This window comes from Sphingomonas degradans (assembly GCF_053502645.1).
Window position 1 is genome coordinate 3,355,469 of sequence record NZ_CP177172.1, and the last position, 22,940, is coordinate 3,378,408.

At 66.9% G+C, this 22,940-nt stretch carries 10 protein-coding genes; 5 read left to right on the plus strand and 5 right to left on the minus strand.

Annotated elements, in window-relative coordinates:
* Positions 1 to 177 precede the first annotated feature (177 nt).
* The 5 genes from ACG3SL_RS15315 to ACG3SL_RS15335 all read right to left on the minus strand — a co-directional run bounded on the left by ACG3SL_RS15315 (position 178) and on the right by ACG3SL_RS15335 (position 17,205).
* Positions 178 to 11,205, minus strand: a complete 11,028-nt coding sequence (locus tag ACG3SL_RS15315; RefSeq protein ID WP_448662040.1) for a hypothetical protein — start codon at positions 11,203 to 11,205, stop codon at positions 178 to 180.
* A 284-nt stretch (positions 11,206 to 11,489) separates the two neighbouring features.
* Positions 11,490 to 12,662: a glycosyltransferase family 9 protein gene (locus tag ACG3SL_RS15320; RefSeq protein WP_448662041.1), complete on the minus strand. Its 1,173-nt coding sequence runs from the start codon at positions 12,660 to 12,662 to the stop codon at positions 11,490 to 11,492.
* Entirely contained in the window at positions 12,659 to 14,812 is a 2,154-nt protein-coding gene (locus ACG3SL_RS15325) for a sulfotransferase (protein ID WP_448662042.1), read from the minus strand. The genes ACG3SL_RS15320 and ACG3SL_RS15325 overlap by 4 nt, the downstream gene beginning before the upstream one ends.
* A 126-nt stretch (positions 14,813 to 14,938) precedes the next feature.
* Positions 14,939 to 16,357 carry a D-glycero-beta-D-manno-heptose 1-phosphate adenylyltransferase gene (gene rfaE2 / locus ACG3SL_RS15330; RefSeq protein WP_448662043.1) on the minus strand — a complete coding sequence of 473 codons (1,419 nt, stop codon included), beginning with the start codon at positions 16,355 to 16,357 and terminating at the stop codon, positions 14,939 to 14,941.
* Positions 16,354 to 17,205 carry a dienelactone hydrolase family protein gene (locus ACG3SL_RS15335; RefSeq protein ID WP_448665143.1) on the minus strand — a complete coding sequence of 284 codons (852 nt, stop codon included), beginning with the start codon at positions 17,203 to 17,205 and terminating at the stop codon, positions 16,354 to 16,356. Before ACG3SL_RS15335 ends, rfaE2 begins: the two co-directional genes overlap by 4 nt.
* 130 nt (positions 17,206 to 17,335) lie before the next feature.
* Between ACG3SL_RS15335 and ACG3SL_RS15340 the strand changes: the two genes are divergently transcribed.
* The 5 genes from ACG3SL_RS15340 (at position 17,336) to paoC (ending at position 22,884) form a co-directional block, all read left to right on the plus strand.
* Positions 17,336 to 17,881: a D-glycero-alpha-D-manno-heptose-1,7-bisphosphate 7-phosphatase gene (locus ACG3SL_RS15340; protein ID WP_448662044.1), complete on the plus strand. Its 546-nt coding sequence runs from the start codon at positions 17,336 to 17,338 to the stop codon at positions 17,879 to 17,881.
* Entirely contained in the window at positions 17,878 to 18,981 is a 1,104-nt protein-coding gene (locus tag ACG3SL_RS15345; protein ID WP_448662045.1) for an AGE family epimerase/isomerase, read from the plus strand. Before ACG3SL_RS15340 ends, ACG3SL_RS15345 begins: the two co-directional genes overlap by 4 nt.
* 127 nt (positions 18,982 to 19,108) lie before the next feature.
* Positions 19,109 to 19,741, plus strand: a complete 633-nt coding sequence (gene paoA, locus ACG3SL_RS15350) for an aldehyde dehydrogenase iron-sulfur subunit PaoA (RefSeq protein ID WP_448662046.1) — start codon at positions 19,109 to 19,111, stop codon at positions 19,739 to 19,741.
* Positions 19,738 to 20,688: an FAD binding domain-containing protein gene (locus tag ACG3SL_RS15355; RefSeq protein WP_448662047.1), complete on the plus strand. Its 951-nt coding sequence runs from the start codon at positions 19,738 to 19,740 to the stop codon at positions 20,686 to 20,688. Before paoA ends, ACG3SL_RS15355 begins: the two co-directional genes overlap by 4 nt.
* Positions 20,689 to 20,691: 3 nt before the next feature.
* Positions 20,692 to 22,884 (plus strand): aldehyde oxidoreductase molybdenum-binding subunit PaoC, encoded by a 2,193-nt coding sequence (paoC, locus tag ACG3SL_RS15360; RefSeq protein WP_448662048.1) that lies wholly within the window; start codon positions 20,692 to 20,694, stop codon positions 22,882 to 22,884.
* The last annotated feature ends 56 nt before the right edge of the window (positions 22,885 to 22,940 follow it).

Here is a 22,940-nt window from a genome sequence, read left to right on the forward strand (position 1 = left end):
GGAATCCCCCGTGATTCCACCCGTCGTGAACCCGCTCTAGGGGCCGAGCGGCGGACCGAGCGGGCGAGTCACGCGCGAGCGCCCCGGAACCCTCGCCGGACTGCGGGTGATGGTATCAACCCGCAGTCCGGAACGAGATCTGTCAGGCAAAGGCGTGTCCGATCGGGACTCAACGCGTCAGAAGTTGGCCGTCAGCTTGATCGACGCCGAATGGCTCTGGAAGGCACTGCGGAGTTCTCCGTCATATTGCACGCCGATCCGCATCCGGTCGTTCTGCATGAAGGTCAGCCCCGCCCCCACGGTGGCGCCATCGCGCGCCCCGCGCGCCGAGGTACTGGTAAAGGCCACGCCCCCCAGAACCGCGGTCAGCGGGATCGGGCCGTTCACATAATTGTGAACCCAGCCGACCTTGAGCGTCGGCGTGAAGCGTCCCGATTCCCCGCCAAGGATCGCTGCGCCCTGGAAGCCGATCTCGTGCCCGAACGAGTCCGCATCCAGCGACCGCACCTGCAGGTTCGCGGTTCCCGCGCCGCTTTCGTCATAGGCCGCATTCTTCAGATGGACCTCGCGCACCGAAGCGAACGGCGTGACCGATGCGGTGTCGCCGAGCGGGACGGTATAGCTGACGCGCAAGTTGCCCAGATATTGCTGTCCATCGAACGAAGCGTGCGCGGTAAGGCCCAGGAAGTCGATCCGACGGCGCTGACTATAGACGTTGTAGCCGAAGCCCAACTGCCCATCGATCGTGAACCCCGCCGTCTCCGGATCGCCCGGCTGCCAGCTGAAATAGCCGGTTGCCTGGAAGCTGTTGAGCTTGGTGCGGCTTCCGCTCACGTCCCCTCGGCCGTTGGCGATGCTGTTCACCCAGCTGATCGCCGCGCCGGCGGTCAGGTTGGACGTGGCGGGCATGTCGACGCCGGCCAGCACGCCAAAGGTGTGCGCCGCATAGGGCGACGCTGCCGAACCATTGTTGCGCTTCGCGGTGTTGAACAACAGCTGCCCCCACAGCGCGCCGCGCTGCCCCTGCGAGCCCGCCGAAAGCCCACGCTCCTCGCGGCCGCTCGCATTGGCGGCCAGGACTTCCTGATGCTGCACGATCGCATTGACGGCGGGCGAGACCGCAACCGCGACCACCTGCGGCGTCAGCTGGGTCGGAGCCAGCTGGAGGACACCGCGTTCCTGCTCGACCGGCGTAAGCGACGCGAGCGGGATCAGGATGTTGGTGATCACCGGCGTACCCGCCGGCCCCCCTGCATCGGCAATGGCATCTAGCGCGGCGCCGGTTCCCACGCCCGCTCCACCTGCCACCTGCCCGGTTGAAGTGAAGCTGGTCGGGGTGACGTCCTCCCCGACCGACACGACCAGCCCGGTGCTGCCGCCGCTGGCGACGGAGAAGAAGCTTCCGCCCAGCCCGGCGATCGATGCGGTCAGGTTGCTATAGGTCAGCCCGCCATTCGCCTTGACCACCGCATAGGAATCGCCTGCGGCGATCGTGCCGGTGCCCAGCGCGACCAGCTTCACCGTCGCGCCGCTCAGGCTCGCCGTGCCGCTGACGTTGAGCTGGCCGTACGCGGACTTGGACGTGACGCCGACCAACAGCGTGCCACCGGTCTGGCTGTAATTGCCGGTGACTGCGACGGCGTTGTTCACCTGCAACGTGCCGCCATTGTTGATCAGGCTGTGCGTCCCGACATTGACTGCGTCGTTGAGCAGGAGGTTGCCGGTCAGCACGACATTGCTCGACAGGTTGCGGATCGTACCCTGGCTGCCCGCCGCATAGCCGGTGAGCGTGCCGAAGCTGGTGCCCGCTCCGCCCGCGATGCGCAGATCCGCAGTCGAGAGATTCTCGATATTGCCCGCGATCACGCCGGTATTGGCGATCGGGCCCAGTGTGCCGGCGTTGTAGATCGCCGCCACCGCGCCGCTGAGCGTGCCGCTGTTGCTGAGCGCGCCCAGACTGCCGGTCGTTGCCACATAGACGGGGTAATCTGCGACGAGGCTGCCGCTATTCGACAGGCTGGCGAGGCCGGCGCCGATATAGTTGTTCCGCGCCGTCACCACCAGGTTGGTGCCGCTCGCACCGGCGGTCCATGCGAACCCGGTGACCGGCGCAGCCGTCACCGACACGCCGGTATAGGTCGAGCCCGCCCCGCCGGTAATCAGCGTCGCCGCCGTCGTGCCCGCGAGGTAATTCGCCGCCCCCGGCAGCGTCGTCGATACGCTGCCGCCCGTCACGCTGGCCGCGCCGCTGACGTTCAGTGTCTTGCCCGTCGCCAGCACCAGCGATCCCGCCGTCTGGCTATAATCGCCGGTGACTGCTGCGCTGTTGTCCAGCCGCAGCACCGCGCCGGTGTTGGTCACGGCATGGCCGGTTGCGACCACATCGTCGTTGAGCACCAGATTGCCCGACGCGAACACGACGTTGCCGCCGCTGTTGGTGATCGTCCCTCGCCCGCCGTTCAGCCCGGTCAGCGTGCCGAAGCTGCTGCCCGTGCCGCCGGTGAAGGTCAGCGCCTGTGCCGACACATTCTGGACATTGCCCGCGATCACCCCGCTATTGGCGATCGGACCCAGCGTCCCGGCGTTGTAGATGGCCGCCACCGCGCCGCTGAGCGTGCCGCTGTTGTTCAGCGCGCCCAGGCTGCCGGTCGTTGCCACATAGACCGGATAGTCGGCGACCAGGCTGCCGGTATTCGCCAGGCTGTCCAGACCCGCGCCGATATAGTTGTTGTTCGCCGTCACCACCAGGTTGGTTCCGCTCGCCCCGGCGCTCCATGCCAGCCCGGTGACCGGCGCGGTCGTCACCGACACGCCGGTATAGGTCGAGCCCGCCCCGCCGGTCACCAGCGTCGCCGCCGTCGTGCCCGCGAGGTAATTCGCCGCGCCCGGCAGCGTCGTCGACACGCTGCCGCCGGTCAGGCTGGCCGCGCCGCTGACGTTCAGCTGCTTGCCCGTCGCCAGCACCAGCGATCCTGCCGTCTGGCTATAGTCGCCGGTGACTGCTGCGCTGTTGTCCAGCCGCAGCACCGCGCCGGTATTGGTCACGGCATGGCCGGTTGCGACCACATCGTCGTTGAGCACCAGATTGCCCGAGGCGAACACGACGTTGCCGCCGCTGTTCGTGATCGTCCCGCGCCCGCCGGTCAGCCCGGTCAGCGTGCCGAAGCTGCTTTCCGTGCCGCCGGTGAAAGTCAGCGCCTGCGCCGCCGCATTCTCGATATTGCCCGCGATCACGCCGGTATTGGCGATCGGACCCAGCGTGCCGGTCGACTGGTTGGCAATCGCCGTTACCGCCTGGATCAGCCCGCTGTTGCTGAGCTGGTCCAGCGTGCCGCTGTTGAGGATGGCATAGGTCGCGCCGGTAATGGTGCTGCTGTTCGCCACGACGTTCAGCGTGCCGGCATTGTTCAGCGCCGCGCTGGTCGGGGCGGCCGAGTCCAGCAAGAGGCCGCTGTTGGTGAAGGTGCCGATGCTGCCGCCGTTGAACAGCGCCAGTGCCCCCGCGATCGTGCCGCTGTTGGCGACGCTGGCGATGGCGCCCGTATTGTACAGACCGCGCGATTCGCCGCTGATCGTGCCCTGGTTGACGATCGCGCCGATCGTGCCCGAATTGTTCAGGCCCGCCGACAGAACTTCCGGGCTGTCGACGATGCTGCCGCTGTTGAGGATCGTGCCGATCGCGCCGGTGTTGTAGAGCGCCACGACGCCACCGATCGAACCGCTATTGTCGAGCACCCCGATCGTGCCGGTGTTGCTGACACCGTATTGGCTGCCGTCGAGCACGCCGGTGTTGGACAGCGTCCCGATGCTGCCCGATGCGGCGATATAGGCGGCGGTCGTGACGCCGGTGATGGCGCCGCTGTTGACCAGATTGTCCAGCGCGCCCCCGATATAGTCGTTCCGAGCGGACAGGAGCAGGTTGACCGTGCTGCCGACCGTACCGGTCGCGGTTGTCACGGCAAGGCCGGTGATCCCGGACGTGATGCTGACGCCGGAATAGCTTGAGCCCAGCCCGCCGGAAACCAGCGTGCCCGCGCCGTTGCCGGCGATGTAATTGGCACTAGTGTCGAACTGGTCGGTCGTGATGCGACCGCCGGTGATATTGGCGACGCCGCTGACCAGCAGCGAGGAAAGCCCTAGCGCCAGCGTGCCCGACGCCTGGGCATAATTGCCCGTGACGTTGACGCTGCTGGTCAGCTGCACCGTCGCGCCGCCGTTTACCAGGGTGCCCGAACCAAGAATGACGGCGTCATTGAGCAGGATGCCGCCCGACGCCAGCACGACATTGCCCTGGGTGTTGACGATCGTGCCCTGGCTGCCGCCCTGGCCGGTCAGCACGCCCACCGCGCCATCACTGCCGCCGACGAAGACGAGGTCCTGCGCCGCATCGTTGACGATGTTGCCGGCGATCGTGCCGCTGTTGACGATCGATCCCAGCGTGCCCGCATTGTACAGCGCGGCCAGCCCGGCAATCGTGCCGCTGTTGGTGATCGCGCCGATAGCGCCTGTGTTGACGATCGCGCCGACTACACCCGACCCCGCCGACGCCTGACTGTTGAGCAGCGCGCCGCTGTTGTTGATCGCGGTGATCGTGCCGCCGTTATAGATGCCCGCGGTGCCCGCCGCGACCAGGCTGCCGCTGTTGTTGAGCTGGCCGATGCTACCATTGTTGACGATCGCGGTACCGCCGACGTTGAACACGCCGCTGTTGGACAGCGCGCCGATCGCGCCCTGCGTGACCACGCCGTTGACGCCGGTGACCGTAGCAGCGTTGCTCAGCGCCCCGATCGAGCCCGTCCCGGCAACATAGAATGCCGTGCCTGCGTTCAGGTTGCTTGTATTGTCGAGCGCCGCAAGGGTGCCGCCGACATAATTGTTGGTGACATTAGCGACCAGGTTGGTGCCCGCCGTCGCACCGGTGATTTCGATCGGCCCGACATTGGAGCCGACCGTGACGCCAGCATAGCTGGAGCCCGCCCCACCGGCCACGAGCGTGCCTGCGGTGCTGCCAGCCAGATAATTGTCCGTGGCGGAGAACCCGCCGACAACGATCGCGCCCCCGCTCAGATTGGCCGCGCCGCTGACCGCCAGCATGCTCGTGTTCAGGCTGATGCCCAGCGCGCCGCCGGTCTGGCTATAGTCGCCCGTGACGTTGACGGTGCGGTCGAGCTGCACCAGCGCGCCCGCGTTGACCAGCGTGTGCCCGGCAAGGGATACGCTGTCGTCGAGCAGGATCCTGCCCGATGCCAACACCACATTGGCGTTGCTCACGATGGATCCTTGCGCACCCGCCTGGCCGGTGAAGACGCCATTGGCGTTGTTGCCGCCAGTCAGCGTCAGCGCGGTGCCCGACGTGTTGAGCACATTGCCCATCACGGTGCCGCTGTTCGCCAGCACGCCGATGCCGCCGGCATCGACCACGGCGTTCGGCCCCTGGATCACGCCGCTGTTGGCGATCGTTCCGATCGTGCCCAGCGCGTTGATGGCCGCCACGCTGCCGGTCAGCGTGCCGCTGTTCGACAACAGGCCCAGATTGCCGCTGCTCGCCACATACACTGGCGTGTCGCCGCCGCGCGAGGCGCTGTTGGCGAGCGTGCCGAGCGTGCCGCCGATATAATCGTTCGTCACCGCCAGCAGCAGATCGACATTGCTGCCGCTGGTCGCCACCGATCCGGTGACACCCAGGCCCGTGACGTTGCCGACAATGACGTTCGCCCCCGCATAGGACGAGCCCGCGCCGGCATGGACCAGCGCATAGGTTGCGCCCACCAGATAGTTGCCGGTGTCCGACAGCGCGGCGACCACCGTGCCGCCGCTGAGGTTGGCGGTGCCGCTGACCGAAAGCCCGCCCACGCCCGCATCGACCAGCAGCGAGCCCGCCGACTGGCTATAATTGCCCGTGATGCTGGTAAGGCCGGGCAGCGCCAGCGTAGCACCGCTGTTGACGACGGTGTGTCCGGTTACGTCGATCGAGTCATCGAGCCACAGGTTGCCGCCGCTGAACACCAGGTCGCTGGCGGTGTTGCTGATGACGCCGCTGCCGCCCATGCCGGTGAGCGTACCGAAGGTCGTCCCGGTGCCGCCCGAAATGGTCAGGTTCTGCGCCGAGTTGTTGACGATCGAACCGCGGATCACGCCGCTGTTGGCGATGCCGCCCAGCGTGGCGTTGGCGGTAACGAACAATGCCTGGGCACCGCCGCTGAGCGTGCCGCTATTGTCCAGCAGCCCGATCGCGCCGTCATTGTTATAGAGGCCGATCGTGATCAGCCCGCTGTTGGTCAGCGTACCGATGGTGCCGGTATTCTGCAGCCCGGTGCCCGCCATCGAGCTGGCCGCCTGGATCGTGCCGGTATTGACCAGCGCGTTGATGACGCCGCTGTTGTAGAGGCCTTGGCCGCCGCCTTCGATCAGCCCGGCGTTGGTCAGCAGTCCGATCTGTCCGGCATTGTACACGCCGTTGCTGGCACCCGATAGCGTGCCGCTGTTGCCCAGCGTGCCCAGATTGCCCGTCGCCGCGACATAAACCGCATGAGAAACACCGCCGATGCTGCCGCTATTGTCGATAGCGCCGAGCGTGCCGCCGACATAGTTATTGGCCACGCCGAGGACGAGGTTGGTGCCGCTGGTGAAGGCGCCCCCCGCGAGACCGGTCACACCGGACAGGTTGACGTCTACGCCGGTATAGCTGGATCCCACGCCGCCCGAAACCAACGTGCCTGCCGTGCTGCCGGCCAGATAATTGGCCGTGGCGGAGAAGCCGCCGCCGACCGCGATGGTGCCGCCCGTGAAGGTCGCCGCCTGGCTGACGACCAGCTGGCCTGCGGTGCCCAGGCTCAGCGTGCCGGCGCTCTGGCTGAAATTGCCATCGATACTGACGATCGTCGACAGCGCGATGTTGGCGCCGCTGTTGCTGACGGTCAGCGCGCTGGGGGCGATGTTGACCGCCTTGATCGTGTCGTTGAGCAACAGCGCGCCCGACGCGAACGTCAGATTGCCGCTCGCACCGATCGTGCCCTGCGTCGTCCCCGAAGATCCGGTGAAGGTGCCAACGGCACCGCCCGTGCCGCCGAGGATGGTGCCGACTACGCCGCCAAACGGGTTGATATTGCCGCGGATCAGGCCGCTGTTGATCACGGTGCCGAACGTGCCGGCAAGCGCGTTCTGGCCCGACAGCGTGCCACTGTTGTTGACCACGTTGACGACGGCGTTGTTCTGAATCCCGACCCCGGCGCCGGTGATGACGCCGCTGTTGGTGACGGTGCCGATCGTGCCGCTGTTCCGGATCGCCCAGCTGCTGTTGGTGATCGTGCCGGTGTTGACGATCTGGCCAATGCTGCCCTGGTTCCACAGCGCCGTGAAATTGGCGTTGGTGATGCGGCCCGCGTTGCTCAGGATGCCAATCGTGCCGCGATTGTTGACGCCGAACTGCGTGCCGCCCAGCGTACCGGTGTTCGACACCGTGCCGATGCTGCCGGTCGTCGCCACGTACAGGCCGGTGGCGGCGCTGGTGAGCGCCGCCGCGTTGGCGAGCGTCGAAAGCGAGCCGCCAACATAATCGTTCGCAATTGCCAGCAGCAGGTTGTTCCCGCTGATGCTCGACGAACTCGCCAGGCCGGTGATGCTGCCGGCCGAAACGGTCGCGCCGGAAAGCGACGAACTCGCGCCGCCGGAAACCAGCGTATAGCTGCTCGCCAGGTAATTCCCGGTGCTGGACAGGTTCGCGAGAACCGTGCCGCCGCTCAGGTTCGCCGCGCCGCTGACGATCAGGCTGCTGGTGCCCGGCGTCAGGCTCAGCGTGCCCGCCGACTGGCTGTAATTGCCGGTGATGCTGATGTTGCTGGTCAGCGACAGGCTGGCGCCGGTGTTGCTGACGGTGCGCCCGGTCGCGATGATCCGGTCGTTCAGCAGCAGATTGCCCGACGCGAACACCACATTGCTGAGCGTGTTGTTGATCGTGCCGATGCCCGACGTGCCGGTCAGCGTGCCGATGGTGCCCGCCGCGCCGCCGGTGATCGTCAGGTTGTTGGCGGTCTGGTTATCGATCCGGCCCTTGATGGCGCCGCTGTTGGAAAGCCCGCCCAGGCTTCCCGAGATATAGACCACGTTGTTGCCGCTGAGCGTGCCGCCAGCCTGGTTGACGAGCGTGGTCAGCGTGCCGGCGACGTTCACTGCGTTGGTGGCGTTGCCGATATAGCCGCTGTTGACCAGCGCCCCCAGCGTGCCGCTGACCTGGACGGCGGTCTGCCCCGAAGTGATCGTGCCGCTGTTGCTGATCGTCCCCGTATTGCTGTTGCCGTCGAGATAGATGCCCTGCGGCCCGCCGTTGATGCTGCCGCTGTTGCTCAGCAGCCCCAGCGTGCCGTAATTGGCGAAGCCGGCCGAGCCCGAGGAAATCAGGCCGGCATTGGTGAGCGTGCCCATCCACGTATCGTTCTGAAGCCCGGCAGCGGTGCCGCCCAGGATCGTGCCGGTCGAGGTGTTGGTCAGGTTGGTGATCGTGTTCTGGTTGCCCAGGCCCTTTTGCCCGCCGCTGATCAGGCCGCTGTTGGACAGGCTGCCGATGCTGCCATTGCTGCTGAGGCCATCGTTCAGGCCGGTCAGCGTGCCGCTGTTGATGAGGGTGCCGATCGCGCCGGTGTTGGCGACGTAGAGAGCCCAGGTCGTGCCGCTGATCGAATCGCTATTGTTGATCGAGGCCTGCGTATCGCCGACATAGATGTTGTTGGCCGACAGCAGCAGGTTGGTGCCGCTGGTCGCGCTGCCAAAGGCCAGGCCGGTAAACCCGCCGCTCGACACGATGCTGACGCCCGAATAGCTCGATCCGACGCCGCCGCTGACCAGCGTCCCGCCGGCCGCCCCCTTCAGATAGGTCGCGTTGGCGGAGAAGCCGTTGGCGCCGGTGGTAATCGTGCCGCCGGTGATGCTGGCCGCCTGGGTGACCGCCAGCTTGCCGGCAGTGCCCAGATTGAGCAAACCGGCGCTCTGGCGGAAATTGCCGTTGACGTTGACGATCGTCGACAGAGTGATGTCCGCGCCGGCATTGCTGACGATCAGCGCACTCGCCGCAATGCCCAATGCAGAGATCGAATTGTCGAGCAGCAGCGCACCCGAGGCAAAGGTGAGATTGCCGCTCAGGCCGATCGTGTCTTGCGTGCCGGGGTTGAACCCCGTGAAGGTACCGACGGTGCCGCCCGTGCCGCCGATGATCGTCCCGATCAGCCCGCCCGTATCCGCGTTGATATCACCCCGGATCACGCCGCTGTTGATGATCGTGCCGATATTACCGGCAATCGCGTTTAGGGAGCCCGACATCGTGCCGCTATTGTCGAGCAGCGTGATGAAGCTGTCGTTCTGGACTGCGTTTTCGCCGCCTGCGATCACGCCAGTATTCGTCAATGTTCCCAAGGCGCCAGAGTTCTGGATTGCCCAATATGTCGCGGTGATCGTGCCGCTATTGGAAATATTGCCGAGGCTGCCCTGGTTCCACAGCCCCGTCTGGCCGTTGATGCTCCCCGCGTTGCTCAAAAGCCCGATCGTGCCGAGGTTGTTCACCCCGTACCGTGCGCCACCCAGCGTGCCGGTGTTGGAGAAGGTGCCGATGCTGCCCGTCGTCGCGACATACAGGGCGGTGTCGCTGCTGGTCAGCGCCGCAGCGTTGGTGCCCGTAGCCAGCGTGCCGCCGACATAGCTGTTGTTGATCAGCAACTGCAGCGCCGTGCCGGTCGCGTTGACCGACCGGTCCAGATTGGCGAGCGTGCCGACGTCGACCGTCAAGCCGAAGATGTTCAGGCTGGAACCACCGAGCAGCGTGTAGGTGCCCGCCAGATAGTTACCGGTGCTGACGAAGTTCGACTGGATCGAGCCGCTGCTGGCGGTCGCCACGCCGGTGGCGATCAGGCCGCCCAGCGGGTTCACCACGAGCGTACCGGCGGTCTGGTTAAAGGCGCCGGCAACGTTGATGCCGCTGTTGAGCACCAAGTTCGCGCCGCTATTGACGACCGTCTGGCCCGTGGCGTTGATATTGTCGTTGAGCACGAGGTTGCCCGATGCGAATTCCAGATTCGCCAGCGTGCTGATGATGGTGCCCTTGTTGGTCAGCGTGTTGCCGGTCAGGGTGCCGAAGGTGGCGCCGGTACCACCGCTGATCGTCAGCACGTTGACGCTTCGATTATTGATGCTGCCCGCGATCACCCCGCTGTTGGTGATGTTGGGCACGGACACGCCCGATGCGAAATACAGCGCGATGGCGCCGCGTACCGTTCCGCTGTTGATCAGCGAATTGAACGCGCCGGTGCCGATCGAAATACCGTAGGAGCCGCCGCTGATCGTGCCGCTGTTGTTGATCGTGCCGATCGTGCCGCTCTCGTGGAAGACGCCGGCCATCGCGCCGATGATCCGCCCGGTATTGGTCACCTGGGACATCGTCCCCGAATTCCAGAGACCGCCGGTGGCGCCGCTGATCAGGCCGCTATTGGTGATCTGGCCGATCGAGGCGCCGGCCTGATTATTGCCGATGCCGCTGCTGGAACTGCTGATGATCGTCCCGGTGTTGATCAGCGTCAGGATCGAACCGCCATAGTTGGCGACGCCGCCAGCGGCCCCAGCGGCCCCTGGGGCTACGGTGATCGTGCCGGCATTGTTCAGCGTGCCGATTCTGCCGTTGTTGAAGTTGACAATACCGCGCTTATTGCCCGCAATCACCCCGGTGTTGCTGAGCGATCCGATCGATCCGTTGCTGCTTATGCCTGAAAAACCGCTGATCCGCCCGGCGTTGGTCAGCACACCGAGTCTACCGGCGTTGCTGAGAAGGAGACCCGTCGCGACCGACGAGATCGTGCCGGTGGCGGCGTTGTCAAGCGCGCCGACCGTGATCGTGTCGCTGTTCGACGTGCTGATACGAATCCCGTTGCCGACGGCGGACGTGTTGTTGACCAGCCCAGCATTCGACAGCGTGCCAACCGTGCCCGTCACGGTACCGACGCCGGCGGTGATGGTGAGGGCGCTCGGATTCGCGGTGTTGATCGTGCCGGTGGACGTGATCGTGAAGTTGCTGCCGGGCGCCCCTGCGGCGCTCCAGACCGTTCCGGTGGTGATCGACGTAGCGATCGTCGTGTCCTGCGCCAGCACGGGCTGCGCGCCCACCAGCGCGACTGTGAGAAGAGACGTTCCGCTCAGGATTGCCCTGTTGCGATTAGTTTTCGTCATCTTTTCCCCACCCCTGTTACGCTACTTCAGGCACACCAAAAGCCGCTTACAACGCGTATCGAGGCATGGTTAATAAATCGAAGATGCCCCAGCCTGTTGTTTACAACGGGTTTTCGAATGCCCCTCTATATAGCACCTGCCGATGCGCGCCGATTTTCCTGATCGACACACGTTTGTCGCGGCACGTTTGATCCGAGCGGCATGCTACGTCAATAACCTCTACGCGAAATCCCGGGCCATTTTCGCCTTTTTGGGCATTGTATTTTCCCGTAGTGGACGGCGCTCTATTTCTGGCGAATTTTCTCTTCTTTGAGTGCAGTTGCAACTCTGGAGACAACTTCGTCCCATCTTCCCCATTCCGTCTGACGGAATAGCCGGACAGAGGGATACCAGGGTGTGTCGTTGCGACCTTGCAGCCAGCGCCAGTCCGGCAGCAGGGGCAACATCACCCACGCAGGACGACCGAGCGCGCCGGCAAGATGCACCGGTGAACTGTCTATCGAAATCAGCAAGTCGACTTCCGCCAATATTGCGGCGGTATCTTCGAAATCGCCGATGTCCGGGCTCAGGTTGACCAGGTTCATTCCCGGCGGCGGGTTGGCCGCATCCCCCTCGGTCGGGCCCTTCTGGATCGAGAAGAAGGTCACGCCCTCCTGCGCCAGCGGGGCAAGCGTTGCCAGCGCGATCGAGCGGTTGGCATCGTTCATATGCGTCGGCCGCCCGGCCCACAGGCACGCGACCTTGAACCCCGGATAGCGCGCCAACCGCTCGCGCCAGACCGCGCGGCGATCGGGCAGCGCGGTCAGATACGGCATCGGATCGCCGGGCAGGTCGCTCAGCTTGAGCCCCATCGCCATCGGCAGGCTCATCATCTCGCAATGGACATGGAAAGGCGGCGGCAGCTCGCCGCGCAGCGTTATCGCGTCGAATCCCGGCATGCGGCGCGCGATGCTGGCCATTTCGTGGTTGATTTCCAGCACCACCTGCGCCTGGCTGCGTTCCTTGGCCCAGGCGACCATCCGCATGAACTGGAACGTGTCGCCATAGCCCTGCTCGTCATGGATCAGCAGCGTCTGGCCGGGGATCGGGCGCCCATCCCAGCGCGGGCGCTGGACCTTGCGCTCGATGCGCGTGGTGTGGGCCAGGCTGTAGCGATAGCCATATTCGCGCCAGCCGCGCTCGAAATCGCCGAGCAGCAACAGCGTTTCCGACAAGTCGAAGCGCGTCGGCAGATGCCCCGGCAGCGCATCGACCAGCATTTCCTGGATCGGCCGCGCCTCTGCCACGCGCCCCTGCACGCGATAGGCCTGCGCCAACATCGCCCACAGCACGATCGGTCCGCTTCCGTTGACCAGCAACGGGCGGATCATCGCCTCAACCTCGACGCCGCGTCCTTCCGCTAGCAGCGCGCGGGCCCGATCCTCGAAGTCCTTCCCGGGCTGGGTAGCGCTGCTCAATGGGCACCCACCGGCTTCTTGCTGCGCTTCGCCGCGGGCTTGCGCGCAGGGGCAGCCGCTTCCGCCGCCGGCGCATCGGGATCGATGCCCAGCCCCGCAAGCAGCGGGCGCAGATAGGGTGCATAGGACCGCCAGCGCCCGATGCTGCTGGCATAGAGCGGGCTGCGCACCTGGTTGATGCTGGCGGTACGGATCGTCCGCGCGGTCTGGTGGAAATCAAGGCAGGCGGCGTCCCACTCCAGCCCGCAGAAATCGATCAGGCGGCGTGACTGGGTCTCCAGATCGGCGACGACATCCTCGTAATCGACTTCGATGAAGCGATCCGCCGGCAGAACCGCGCGCCAATGCGCCATGAGCCGGGCATAATTGTTGTAGAACCCGGCCAGTTCCGCCTGATCATAGCTGAACAACTGCTCGCGCGTGAACAGCTTGGTATAGCACGACAGGCAGGTATCGGCCGCATCCCGCCGGACGTGGACGATGCGCGCATCGGGCAGGGTCCGGTGGATCAACCCGGCGAAGATGAAGTTGGACGGCATCTTGTCGATCAGGCGACGATGGTTGCCGATCAGCGGGCGGATGGCATCCAGATAGTGCCGGCCGAACAGCGCCTCGTTCTCCGGCGTCAGCTGCGCGGCGATCGCGGGGTAGCCGCCCGACTGGTTGACCAGCGTCTGCAGCGTCGCCAGCTCGCCCGCGCCCACCGTCGCCGGGTGCGAGGCCAGGATCTGTTCGATCAGCGTCGTGCCCGATCGCGGCATGCCGAGCACGAACACCGGCTGCTCGCTGTCCGGCGTCGCCGCCCTTGGCCGCTGGAACATCTCCGCCGGGAAGGCAGCGATGATGCTGGTGAACCAGGCATCGATGGCCCCGGCATCATAGGCAAAGGTCGCGCGCTTCTGGCGATTGCCTTCGTCCAGATAGGTGAAGGCGCGTTCGGCATCGCCGGCGTCCAGCCATGCCTTGCCGATCGCGAAGTACAGCGCCGTGCGATCGCTCCGGCTCTGCACCGCGCCCGAGGCGAGCAGCGCTTCCATCGCCGCGATGCCGGGGTCGCCGGGGGCGAAGCGGTGCAGGTCGGCCAGGTTGAACCATGCCGAGGCAGAGCGCGGGAACCGGGCCAGCACGTCGCGGAACACGGCCTCCGCCCCCGCCTTGTCGCCCTGCTCCATGTGCAGGATGCCCCGGTTCACCAGCGCCTTTTCCGGCGCCAGGCCGATCGACTGGGCCGCGCGATCGAACGCGGCGAGCGCCTCGTCGACCTTGTCCTGCGCCTGCAGCACTTCGCCCAGGATATTCTGCGCCTCGCCATTGTCGGGCGCCGCCGTCACTGCGCGCCGGGCATCGGCCAGCGCCTCGTCCAGCCGCCCCAGCCGGCGCAACACCGTCGCCCGCACGCCCAGCGCGCCGACGTGCAGCGGCGTGGAGACCAGCAGCGCATCGACCCAGCGCAGCGCATCCTCATACCGATCGCGCGCCACTTCGACGGCCGCCGCGTTGATATAGGCATCGGACAGGCGGGGATTGGTATCGATGGCGCGCCGCGCCGCCGCCAGCGCTTCGTCGGGATGCCCCAGATCGTTGAGCAGGTTGGCAAGGTTGCTGTGCGCCTCGGCATAGAGAGGCGCGAGCTTTAGCGCCTCCTCATACTCGGCCCGTGCCTGGTCCAGCCGCCCCAGCCGTTTCAGCGTGTTGCCCAGATTGTTGTGCGCCTCCGCATAATCGGGCTGGAGCGCGGCGACGCGCTGGAGGCAGGTCAGGCTCTCTTCCAGCTTGCCCGATTCCTGCAGGATGATGCCCAGGTTGTTCCACGCCGCTACCAGCATGGTGTCCATCGCCACGGCCCGGCGCGCGGCCTGTTCGGCTTCGGCGAGCTGGCCCGCCTGGCGCGACATCTCGGCCAGATTGCTGAGGTAGATGGCGGGCACGCGCGGCGACTGGCAGGCGTTGCGCAGATGATCGATCGCAAGGTCCAGATTGCCATAGGCGTGCGCCATCAGCCCCATCAGGTGCGATGCATCCGAATGGCCCGGCCACATCGCCAGCACCTGCTGGCACAGCCGTTCCGCCTGATCGACCTGCCCGGCATTCCAATGGGCATGCGCCTGCTGGATCGCCTGTTCGACGGAGATGTTCTGTTGGGTGGTCATAGGGGCGATCGATCCGACGAAGCGATGAAAGGAGGAACGGGTGCCGTCCGGCGCCCGCGCGCGCGGCTTTCACTGGAGTACACTGTCATCCATCCCCCCTGTTCCAAGCCCCATTTCCGGGCGTCATCACCGATCAAGCGCCGCAAGGATCGCTGTCGTCGATCGCCCCGCCAGCAAGGGCGCGATGCACACCTCTCCCCCACCCGCGCGGACGATATCGGCGCCGACGATGGTATCCGCATCATAATCACCCCCCTTGACCAGCACGTCGGGGCGGATGGCGCGGATCAATTCCAGCGGCGTATCCTCCTCGAACAGAACGACATGATCCACCGCCGCCAGACCACTAAGTACTTCTGCGCGGTCGACAAGCGCGTTCACCGGGCGTTGCGGCCCCTTCAGCCGCCGTACCGACTCGTCCGAATTGAGCCCCACGACCAGCACGTCGCCCTTGCGCCGGGCCAGATCGAGCAGGCGGACATGCCCGGCGTGGAGCACGTCGAAACACCCGTTGGTAAAGACGATGCGCGCGCCGCCGGCCCGTGCATGATCGAGCCGGGCGGCCAGCAGCGGCAGCGGCACCAGCTTGGTCATCGAATGGCTGCGCCGATGCAGCCGCTCGTCCAGATCGGCGCGCGTGACCACATAGGTGCCCGGCCGCGACACCGCGATGCTCGCTGCCAGGTTCGCCCGGTCGACCGCGGCGGCGATCGGCAGCCCCTCGACGATGCCGGCCACCAGCGCGGCGATGATGGTATCGCCCGCGCCGGTCACGTCGAAGACTTCGAGCGCCTCGGTCGGGTGGTCCACCACGTCGCCGCCGCGCGACACCAGCATGATCCCCTTCGCGCCGCGCGTGACGACGATATATTCCAGGCCCAGCGCGGCCAGCGCCGATCGGGCATGCTCGGCGATCCGCTCCTCGGGGCATTCGCCGAACAGCGCGTGGAACTCGCTGGCATTGGGCTTGAGCAGGAACGCGCCGGCATAGCGCTTGGGGTCGGCCGCCTTGGGATCGACAAAGCTCGGCACGCCGCGTCGGCGGGCAATCGCGAGCAGCGCGGGAAGATCAGCGAGCGCGCCCTTGTCGTAATCGGAGAAGATCACCGCCGCGACTCCGTCCAGGCTCGCCTCGAACCGGCGCGCCAGCTCCTGCCGCGCCGCGTCGCTGGCGCCGCCGTCCTGGTCGATGCGCGCAATCTGCTGGACGCCCGAAATCAGGCGAGTCTTCTGCGTCGTCCGCTGGCCCGGATCGATGACGCCGTCGAACGCGACGCCGTGCGCCGCCATCAAGCCGGCCAGATCCTCGCCCGCGCCGTCGTCGCCCCGGATGGTGAGCAGGCTGCAGCGCGGGCCCAGCCCGGCGACGTTCGCCGCGACGTTCGCAGCGCCGCCCGCGCGCATCTCTTCCCGCCCGGCCTTCACGACCGGCACCGGCGCTTCGGGCGAGATGCGGCTGGTGTCGCCGATGATATAGCGGTCGATCATCGCATCGCCGACCACCAGGACGTGCGGGCGCGAGTTTCCGATGGGCATGGCAGTCATCGCGGAGCGCTCCGCCAGCCGGCGATCCGCAGCACCGCGGGATCGGCGGCAAGTGCGGGCCACTGCTTCGCCCAGCAGCAGCCGTGCTCCTGATCGGGCACCAGCGTTATCGTCGCCGGGGCATCCGCCGCCATGCGCGCGACAAAGCTGCGGGCGATCTCCGCCCCGACGATCCGATCGCGCGCGCCGACAAAATGGACCTGTGGCATGCGCGACAACCGAGCGGCATCGACGGCCGGATCGATCGATCGCGACAGCGGCGTCAGGCCATGCGCCTGTACCCAGGCGGCGACATCGAGATTGGCGGCCACCGTCACCAGCCCCGCCACGTCCTGCCGCCGCTCCGCCAGCAGCGCCGCGAGCGCCCCGCCCCCCGAATAGCCGACCAGGATCAGCCGGGTCGCGCCCTCGGTCTCCGCCTTCAGCCGATCCAGCGCCGCGCCCGCACTGTCGATCACTTCCGGGGCATAGCGCGCGATGCTCCAGTAATCGCTGCGACAATTGCGCGCGCGCGGGCCATATTGGCAGGGCCGGGCCAGCCACGCGACCGCGCCGCCGCCGGGATGCTGCAAGGCCAGCCGCAACGCCAGCGGATCGGTGGGCGTCGGGTCCATCGCGCGACGGCCGGGCGAGGCATAGGCGAAGCCATCGCCTTCGATATACACGGTGAGAACATCCGAACGCGCGCCGACCGGGCGCCGGGCAGACGCGAGATCGAAGTCCCCGGCGGGAATGACTGCCCAGTTCCAACCCGCCTTGCGGACAATTTCCGGCGCGCCGGACCGCGTGGCTGCGGCATTGCCGGCGAGGATCAGGAACAGGGCGGCAAGTAGTTTACCGATGCGCATCAAGGCACAACGCCCATATGATTGCCCATCGACACTCCCGCTCTCCCCTACCGATTGCCAAAGCAATGCGCTTGTCTATCAGTGATCGACCGGCTTGTTCAACGAACCGATAGCGCAATGAACGGAAAAAATGGCCCTGGGCGACATACTCCCTTCAGAACCGGCAGATAGCCCCGGCGCGCGGGCGGCGTTCTTCGACCGTGACGGCGTGCTGATCGTCGACACCGGCTATCTGTCCGACCCCGCCGACATGCGCTGGGTCGACGGCGCGCAGCAGGCGTTGGCGCGGCTGGCGGCGCAGGGATACCGGCTGTTCGTGGTCACCAACCAGTCCGGCGTCGCGCGCGGCTATTTCGAGGAAGCGGCCGTGGACCGCGTGCATGCGGCCATGCAGGCCGCCTTGCCGCCACCGGCGCGGATCGATGCCTTCGCCTATTGCCCCCATCATCCCGACGGCAGCGTGGCGCGCTATGCCCTTGCCTGCGATTGCCGGAAACCCGCGCCGGGCATGATCGAGCGCCTGACCGCAACGCATCGCATCGATCGCGCCGGCAGCTTCCTGATCGGCGACAAGGCCAGCGACGTGGAGGCCGCCACGCGGGCCGGGATCGCGGGCTTCCTGTTCACCGGGGGCGATCTCGACGCGTTCGTGACGCGCATCCTGGACCGCGCATGACACCCTCGTCGCCGGGCTTCTGGATCGACTGGCTGCGCACGACGGCCCTGCCGCTGTGGAGCGACGTCGGATTCGACCGGGACAGCGACAGCTTTGTCGAGCGGCTCTCGCTGGACGGCACGCCCCAGCGCGACGTGCCCCGGCGAGTGATGGTGCAGGCGCGCCAGATCTTCGTCTTTGCCACCGCCGCGCGCAACGGCTGGTTTCCCGGCGGGGCGGAACTGGCCGAGCGCGCAGGCGATGCGATGATCCGGCACTATTGCGACTCCGATGGCCGCAGCGGCTGGGCGTTTTCCTGCACCCGCCAGGGCGCGCGCGTCGATGATCGGCGCGACCTGTATGCCCATGCCTTTGTCCTGCTCGCGCTCGCCAGCCTGATTGCCCTTGCCCCCACCCCGCGCCGCATCGCGCTGGTGCATGAGACGATGGCCTTCCTGGATCGCGAACTGGCCCACCCCGCCGGCGGCTATGCCGAACAATGGCCCGCCGACGCGCTGCCCCGCCGCCAGAACCCGCACATGCACCTGCTCGAAGCGTTCCTTGCCCTGCAAGCGGGCGGCGCCTGTGGCGATTTCACGCCGCATATCGCGGCGATGCTCGCCTTGTTCGACCGGCGCTTCTTCTCTGCCGAGGACGATGTGCTGTCCGAATATTACGACGCGGACTGGACCCCGCTGAACCCCCGGCGCACGTTCGAGCCGGGGCATCATTTCGAATGGGCCTGGCTGCTCGCGCGCCATGCGGCGATGACCGGCACCGCGATGGACGCCCGGATCGAGCGGCTGGTGCGCAGCGGCCTGCGCGGCATCGATGCGCGCGGGCGCATTGTCGACGCGATGGGGCCGGACGCACCGGCGGCGGCAAGCTGCCGGCTATGGCCCGCGATGGAGGCGGCAAAGGCGCTGAACACGCCGCAGGGGCGCGCCGTCCGGCAGGGCGGCATCGGCGCCGTACTGGCGGCGGCATGGCCCGCATTCTTCGCCAGCGCGACGCCGGGGGGCTGGATCGACCGCGTGGACGCGCAGGGCGGCGCGCTGGTCGATCACATGCCGGCAAGCTCGCTCTACCATATCTGTACCGCGCTGGACGATCTGCGCTGAAGCCGAAGAGGCGCATGGGTAAGGCGTAAGAAATCCGCTACCCTGGGATCAGTTCGAAGAAATGAACGTTTGTTCAGGCTATGCGATTTCGGGCAGGTTGGCGCGGATCGGCGCAAGGAACCACGACATGGCGACAGACCCGCTTTCCCTCTCGCGTCGCGGCGTTCTCGTCGTCGGCACGGCGTCCGCCGCCGCGGCTGCGGTTCCCGCCGTCGGCGCGCCGCCGCTGCCCGACCCGACCTCCACCGCCATGGCGAAGGTCGCGTTCGACGTGAACGGCCAGCCGCATACGCTCACGCTCGATACCCGCACGACGCTGCTCGATGCGCTGCGCGAGCATCTGCACCTGACGGGCACCAAAAAGGGGTGCGACCACGGCCAGTGCGGGGCGTGCACCGTCATCGTCAATGGCGATCGGATCAATGCCTGTCTCAGCCTCGCCGTCCAGCATCAGGGCGACCGGATCACCACGATCGAAGGGCTGGGCACGCCCGACAAGCTGCATCCGATGCAGGCGGCGTTCGTCAAGCATGACGGGTTCCAGTGCGGCTATTGCACGCCCGGCCAGATCTGCTCGGCAGTCGCGGTGCTCGACGAGATCAAGCGCGGCGTACCCAGCCATGTCCAGGCGGACATCACCCGCGCGCCCAAGCCGACCAATATCGAGATGCGCGAGCGGATGAGCGGCAACATCTGCCGATGTGGCGCCTATTCCAACATTGCCGAGGCGATGGCCGAAGTGGCGGAGAAGCGGGCATGAGGGCGTTCACTTATGAACGGGCGACCTCCCCCGCCCAGGCCGCAGCGATCGTCGCGCGCACTCCCGGCGCCAAGTTCCTGGCGGGCGGCACCAATCTGCTCGACCTGATGAAGCTGGAGATCGAGACGCCGACGCATCTGGTCGACGTCCAGGATCTGGGCCTCGACCAGATCGAGAAGATGTCGGACGGCGGGCTGCGGATCGGCGCGCTGGTCAGCAACACGCGCCTTGCGTCGGATGACCGCGTACGGCGCGACTATGGCGTGTTGACGCGCGCGATCGTGGCAGGCGCCAGCGGCCAGCTGCGCAACAAGGCGACGACCGCCGGCAATCTGCTCCAGCGGACGCGCTGCCCCTATTTCTACGACACCAACCAGGCGTGCAACAAACGCCAGCCGGGTTCGGGCTGTGCCGCGATCGGCGGGATCAGCCGACAGCTGGCCGTGATCGGATCGAGCGACCAGTGCATCGCCACCTATCCCGGCGACATGGCGATTGCGATGCGGCTGCTGGACGCGACGGTGGAAACCGTGAAGGCCGACGGCGCCACGCGCGCCATCCCGATGGCCGATTTCCACACGCTGCCTGGTGACACGCCGCATCGCGACAATGTGCTCGAACGCGGCGAACTCATCACGGCGGTGGTCCTGCCCCGCCCCATCGGCGGGCAGCATTTCTACCAGAAGGTCCGCGACCGCGCCTCCTACGCCTTTGCCCTGGTATCGGTGGCGGCGGTGATTCAAAAGGACGGTTCCGGCCGGGTCGCCTTCGGGGGCGTCGCGCACAGGCCGTGGCGCGTCGAGGCGGCGGAGGCGGCGATGCCCCAAGGCGCGCGCGCCGTCGCGGCAGGCGCCTTCGCCGGCGCACGCCCCACCCCGGACAATGCGTTCAAGGTCACGCTGGCCGAACGCACCCTCGCCTCCGTCCTTGCCCAAGTGGAGCGCTGATCCATGAAGTTCGATACGCCCGCAGGCACCAACCCGATCGACCAGATGAAGGTCGTGGGCCGCCCCCATGACCGCATCGACGGCCCGCTCAAGGCGACCGGCCGGGCACCCTATGCCTATGAACGCCACGATGTCGCGCCGGGTGCCGCCTATGGCCACATGGTCGCCAGCGCGATCGCGAAGGGCCGGATCAAGAGCATCGATACCGCCCAGGCCAAGCGCGCACCGGGCGTGCTCGCCGTGGTAACCGCGCTGGACATCGACAAGCCGATGAAAGGCAGCATGAACACGGCGGCCCTGTTCGGCGGGGCGCAGGTCGAGCATTATCACCAGGCAGTCGCCGTGGTGGTCGCCGAAACCTTTGAGCAGGCGCGCGCCGCTGCTGCGCTCGTCCGGGTCGAGTATGTCCGCGCCTCCGGCAAGTTCGACCTCGCCAAGGAGGCGCCGAACGCCCCGCTGGAGGGCGGCAAGATCGACGAGACCGGCGACTTCGACGCCGCCTTTGCCGCCGCGCCGGTGACGCTGGACCAGCATTATTCCACGCCCGACGAGAGTCATGCGATGATGGAGCCGCACGCGACCATCGCGGCGTGGGAAGGCGAGAAGCTCACCATCTGGACCTCGAACCAGATGATCGCGTGGAACCGCCGCGAGCTTGCCCAGGCATTCGGGATGAAGCTGGAGAATGTCCGCGTCGATTCGCCCTATATCGGCGGCGGCTTCGGCGGGAAGCTGTTCCTGCGCGCCGATGCGGTGCTGGCGGCGGTGGGCGCCCGCGCGGCGAAGCGCGCGGTCAAGGTGATGCTGGCACGCCCCCAGATCGCCAACAACACGACGCATCGCCCGGCGACGATCCAGCGCGTCCGGCTGGGCGCGACACGCGATGGCAAGCTGACCGCGATCGCGCACGAAAGCGCGTCGGGCAATTTGCCCGGTGGCGACGCGGAAACCGCCGTCTCCCAGACCAAGCTCCTCTACGCCGGCGCCAACCGCCAGACCTTCATGCGGCTGGCGGAACTGGACCTGCCCGAGGGCAACGCCATGCGCGCGCCGGGCGAGGCACCGGGGCTGATGGTCCTGGAAATCGCGATGGACGAAATGGCGGAAAAGCTGGGCATGGACCCCGTTGCATTCCGCATCCTGAACGACACTCAGGTCGATCCCGAAAAGCCCGACCGCCCCTATTCGCAGCGCCGGCTGGTCGAATGCCTGCGCACCGGTGCGGAACGCTTTGGCTGGTCGCGCCGCAACCCCAAGCCCGCACAGGTGCGCGACGGCCGTTGGCTTGTCGGCATGGGCGTGGCCGCGGGGTTCCGCAACAATATGAACATGCGATCGGGCGCGCGCGTGCGGCTGGACCCGCAGGGAATCGTGACGGTCGAGACCGACATGACCGACATCGGCACCGGCAGCTACACGATCCTGGCGCAGACTGCGGCCGAGATGATGGGCGTCGACCTGGACCGTGTCCGCGTGACGCTGGGCGATTCCGCCTTTCCCGTTTCTGCGGGCTCGGGCGGCCAATGGGGCGGCAACAGCGCGACGGCGGGCGTCTATGCGGCCTGTGTGCGGCTGCGCGATACGGTGGCGCAGCGGCTGGGGTTCAACTCCGCCGACGTCGCGTTCGCGGACGGGCGGGTCTCCAGCGGCGGACGCAGCGTCCCGCTTGCCGACGCGGCGCGCGAGGGCGAGATCGTCGCGGTGGACATGATGGAGTATGGCGACCTCGCCAGGAAGTTCCAGCAATCGACCTTCGCCGGGCATTTCGTCGAAGTCGGGGTGGACGCCTATACCGGCGAGACGCGCGTGCGGCGGATGCTTGCCGTGTGCGATGCGGGCCGCATCCTCAATCCCAAGACGGCACGCAGCCAGGTGATCGGCGCGATGACCATGGGCGTCGGTGGCGCGCTGATGGAGGAACTGGCGGTCGACACGCGCTTCGGCTTCTTCGTCAATCACGACCTGGCCGGCTATGAAGTCCCGGTCCATGCCGACATTCCGCACCAGGAGGTGATTTTCCTGGAGGGTGCCGACGACAAGACCTCGCCGATGAAGGCCAAGGGCGTCGGTGAGCTGGGTCTGTGCGGCGTCGGCGCTGCGGTCGCGAACGCGATGTACAACGCAACGGGGGTGCGGCTCCGCGAATACCCGCTGACGCTGGACAAGCATCTGGAGCGATTGCCCAAACTGGGATGAGGTTGCGGTCCAGTCCCGGAAGCGACGGATGGATTGCGAACCAACAATCTAGCGGG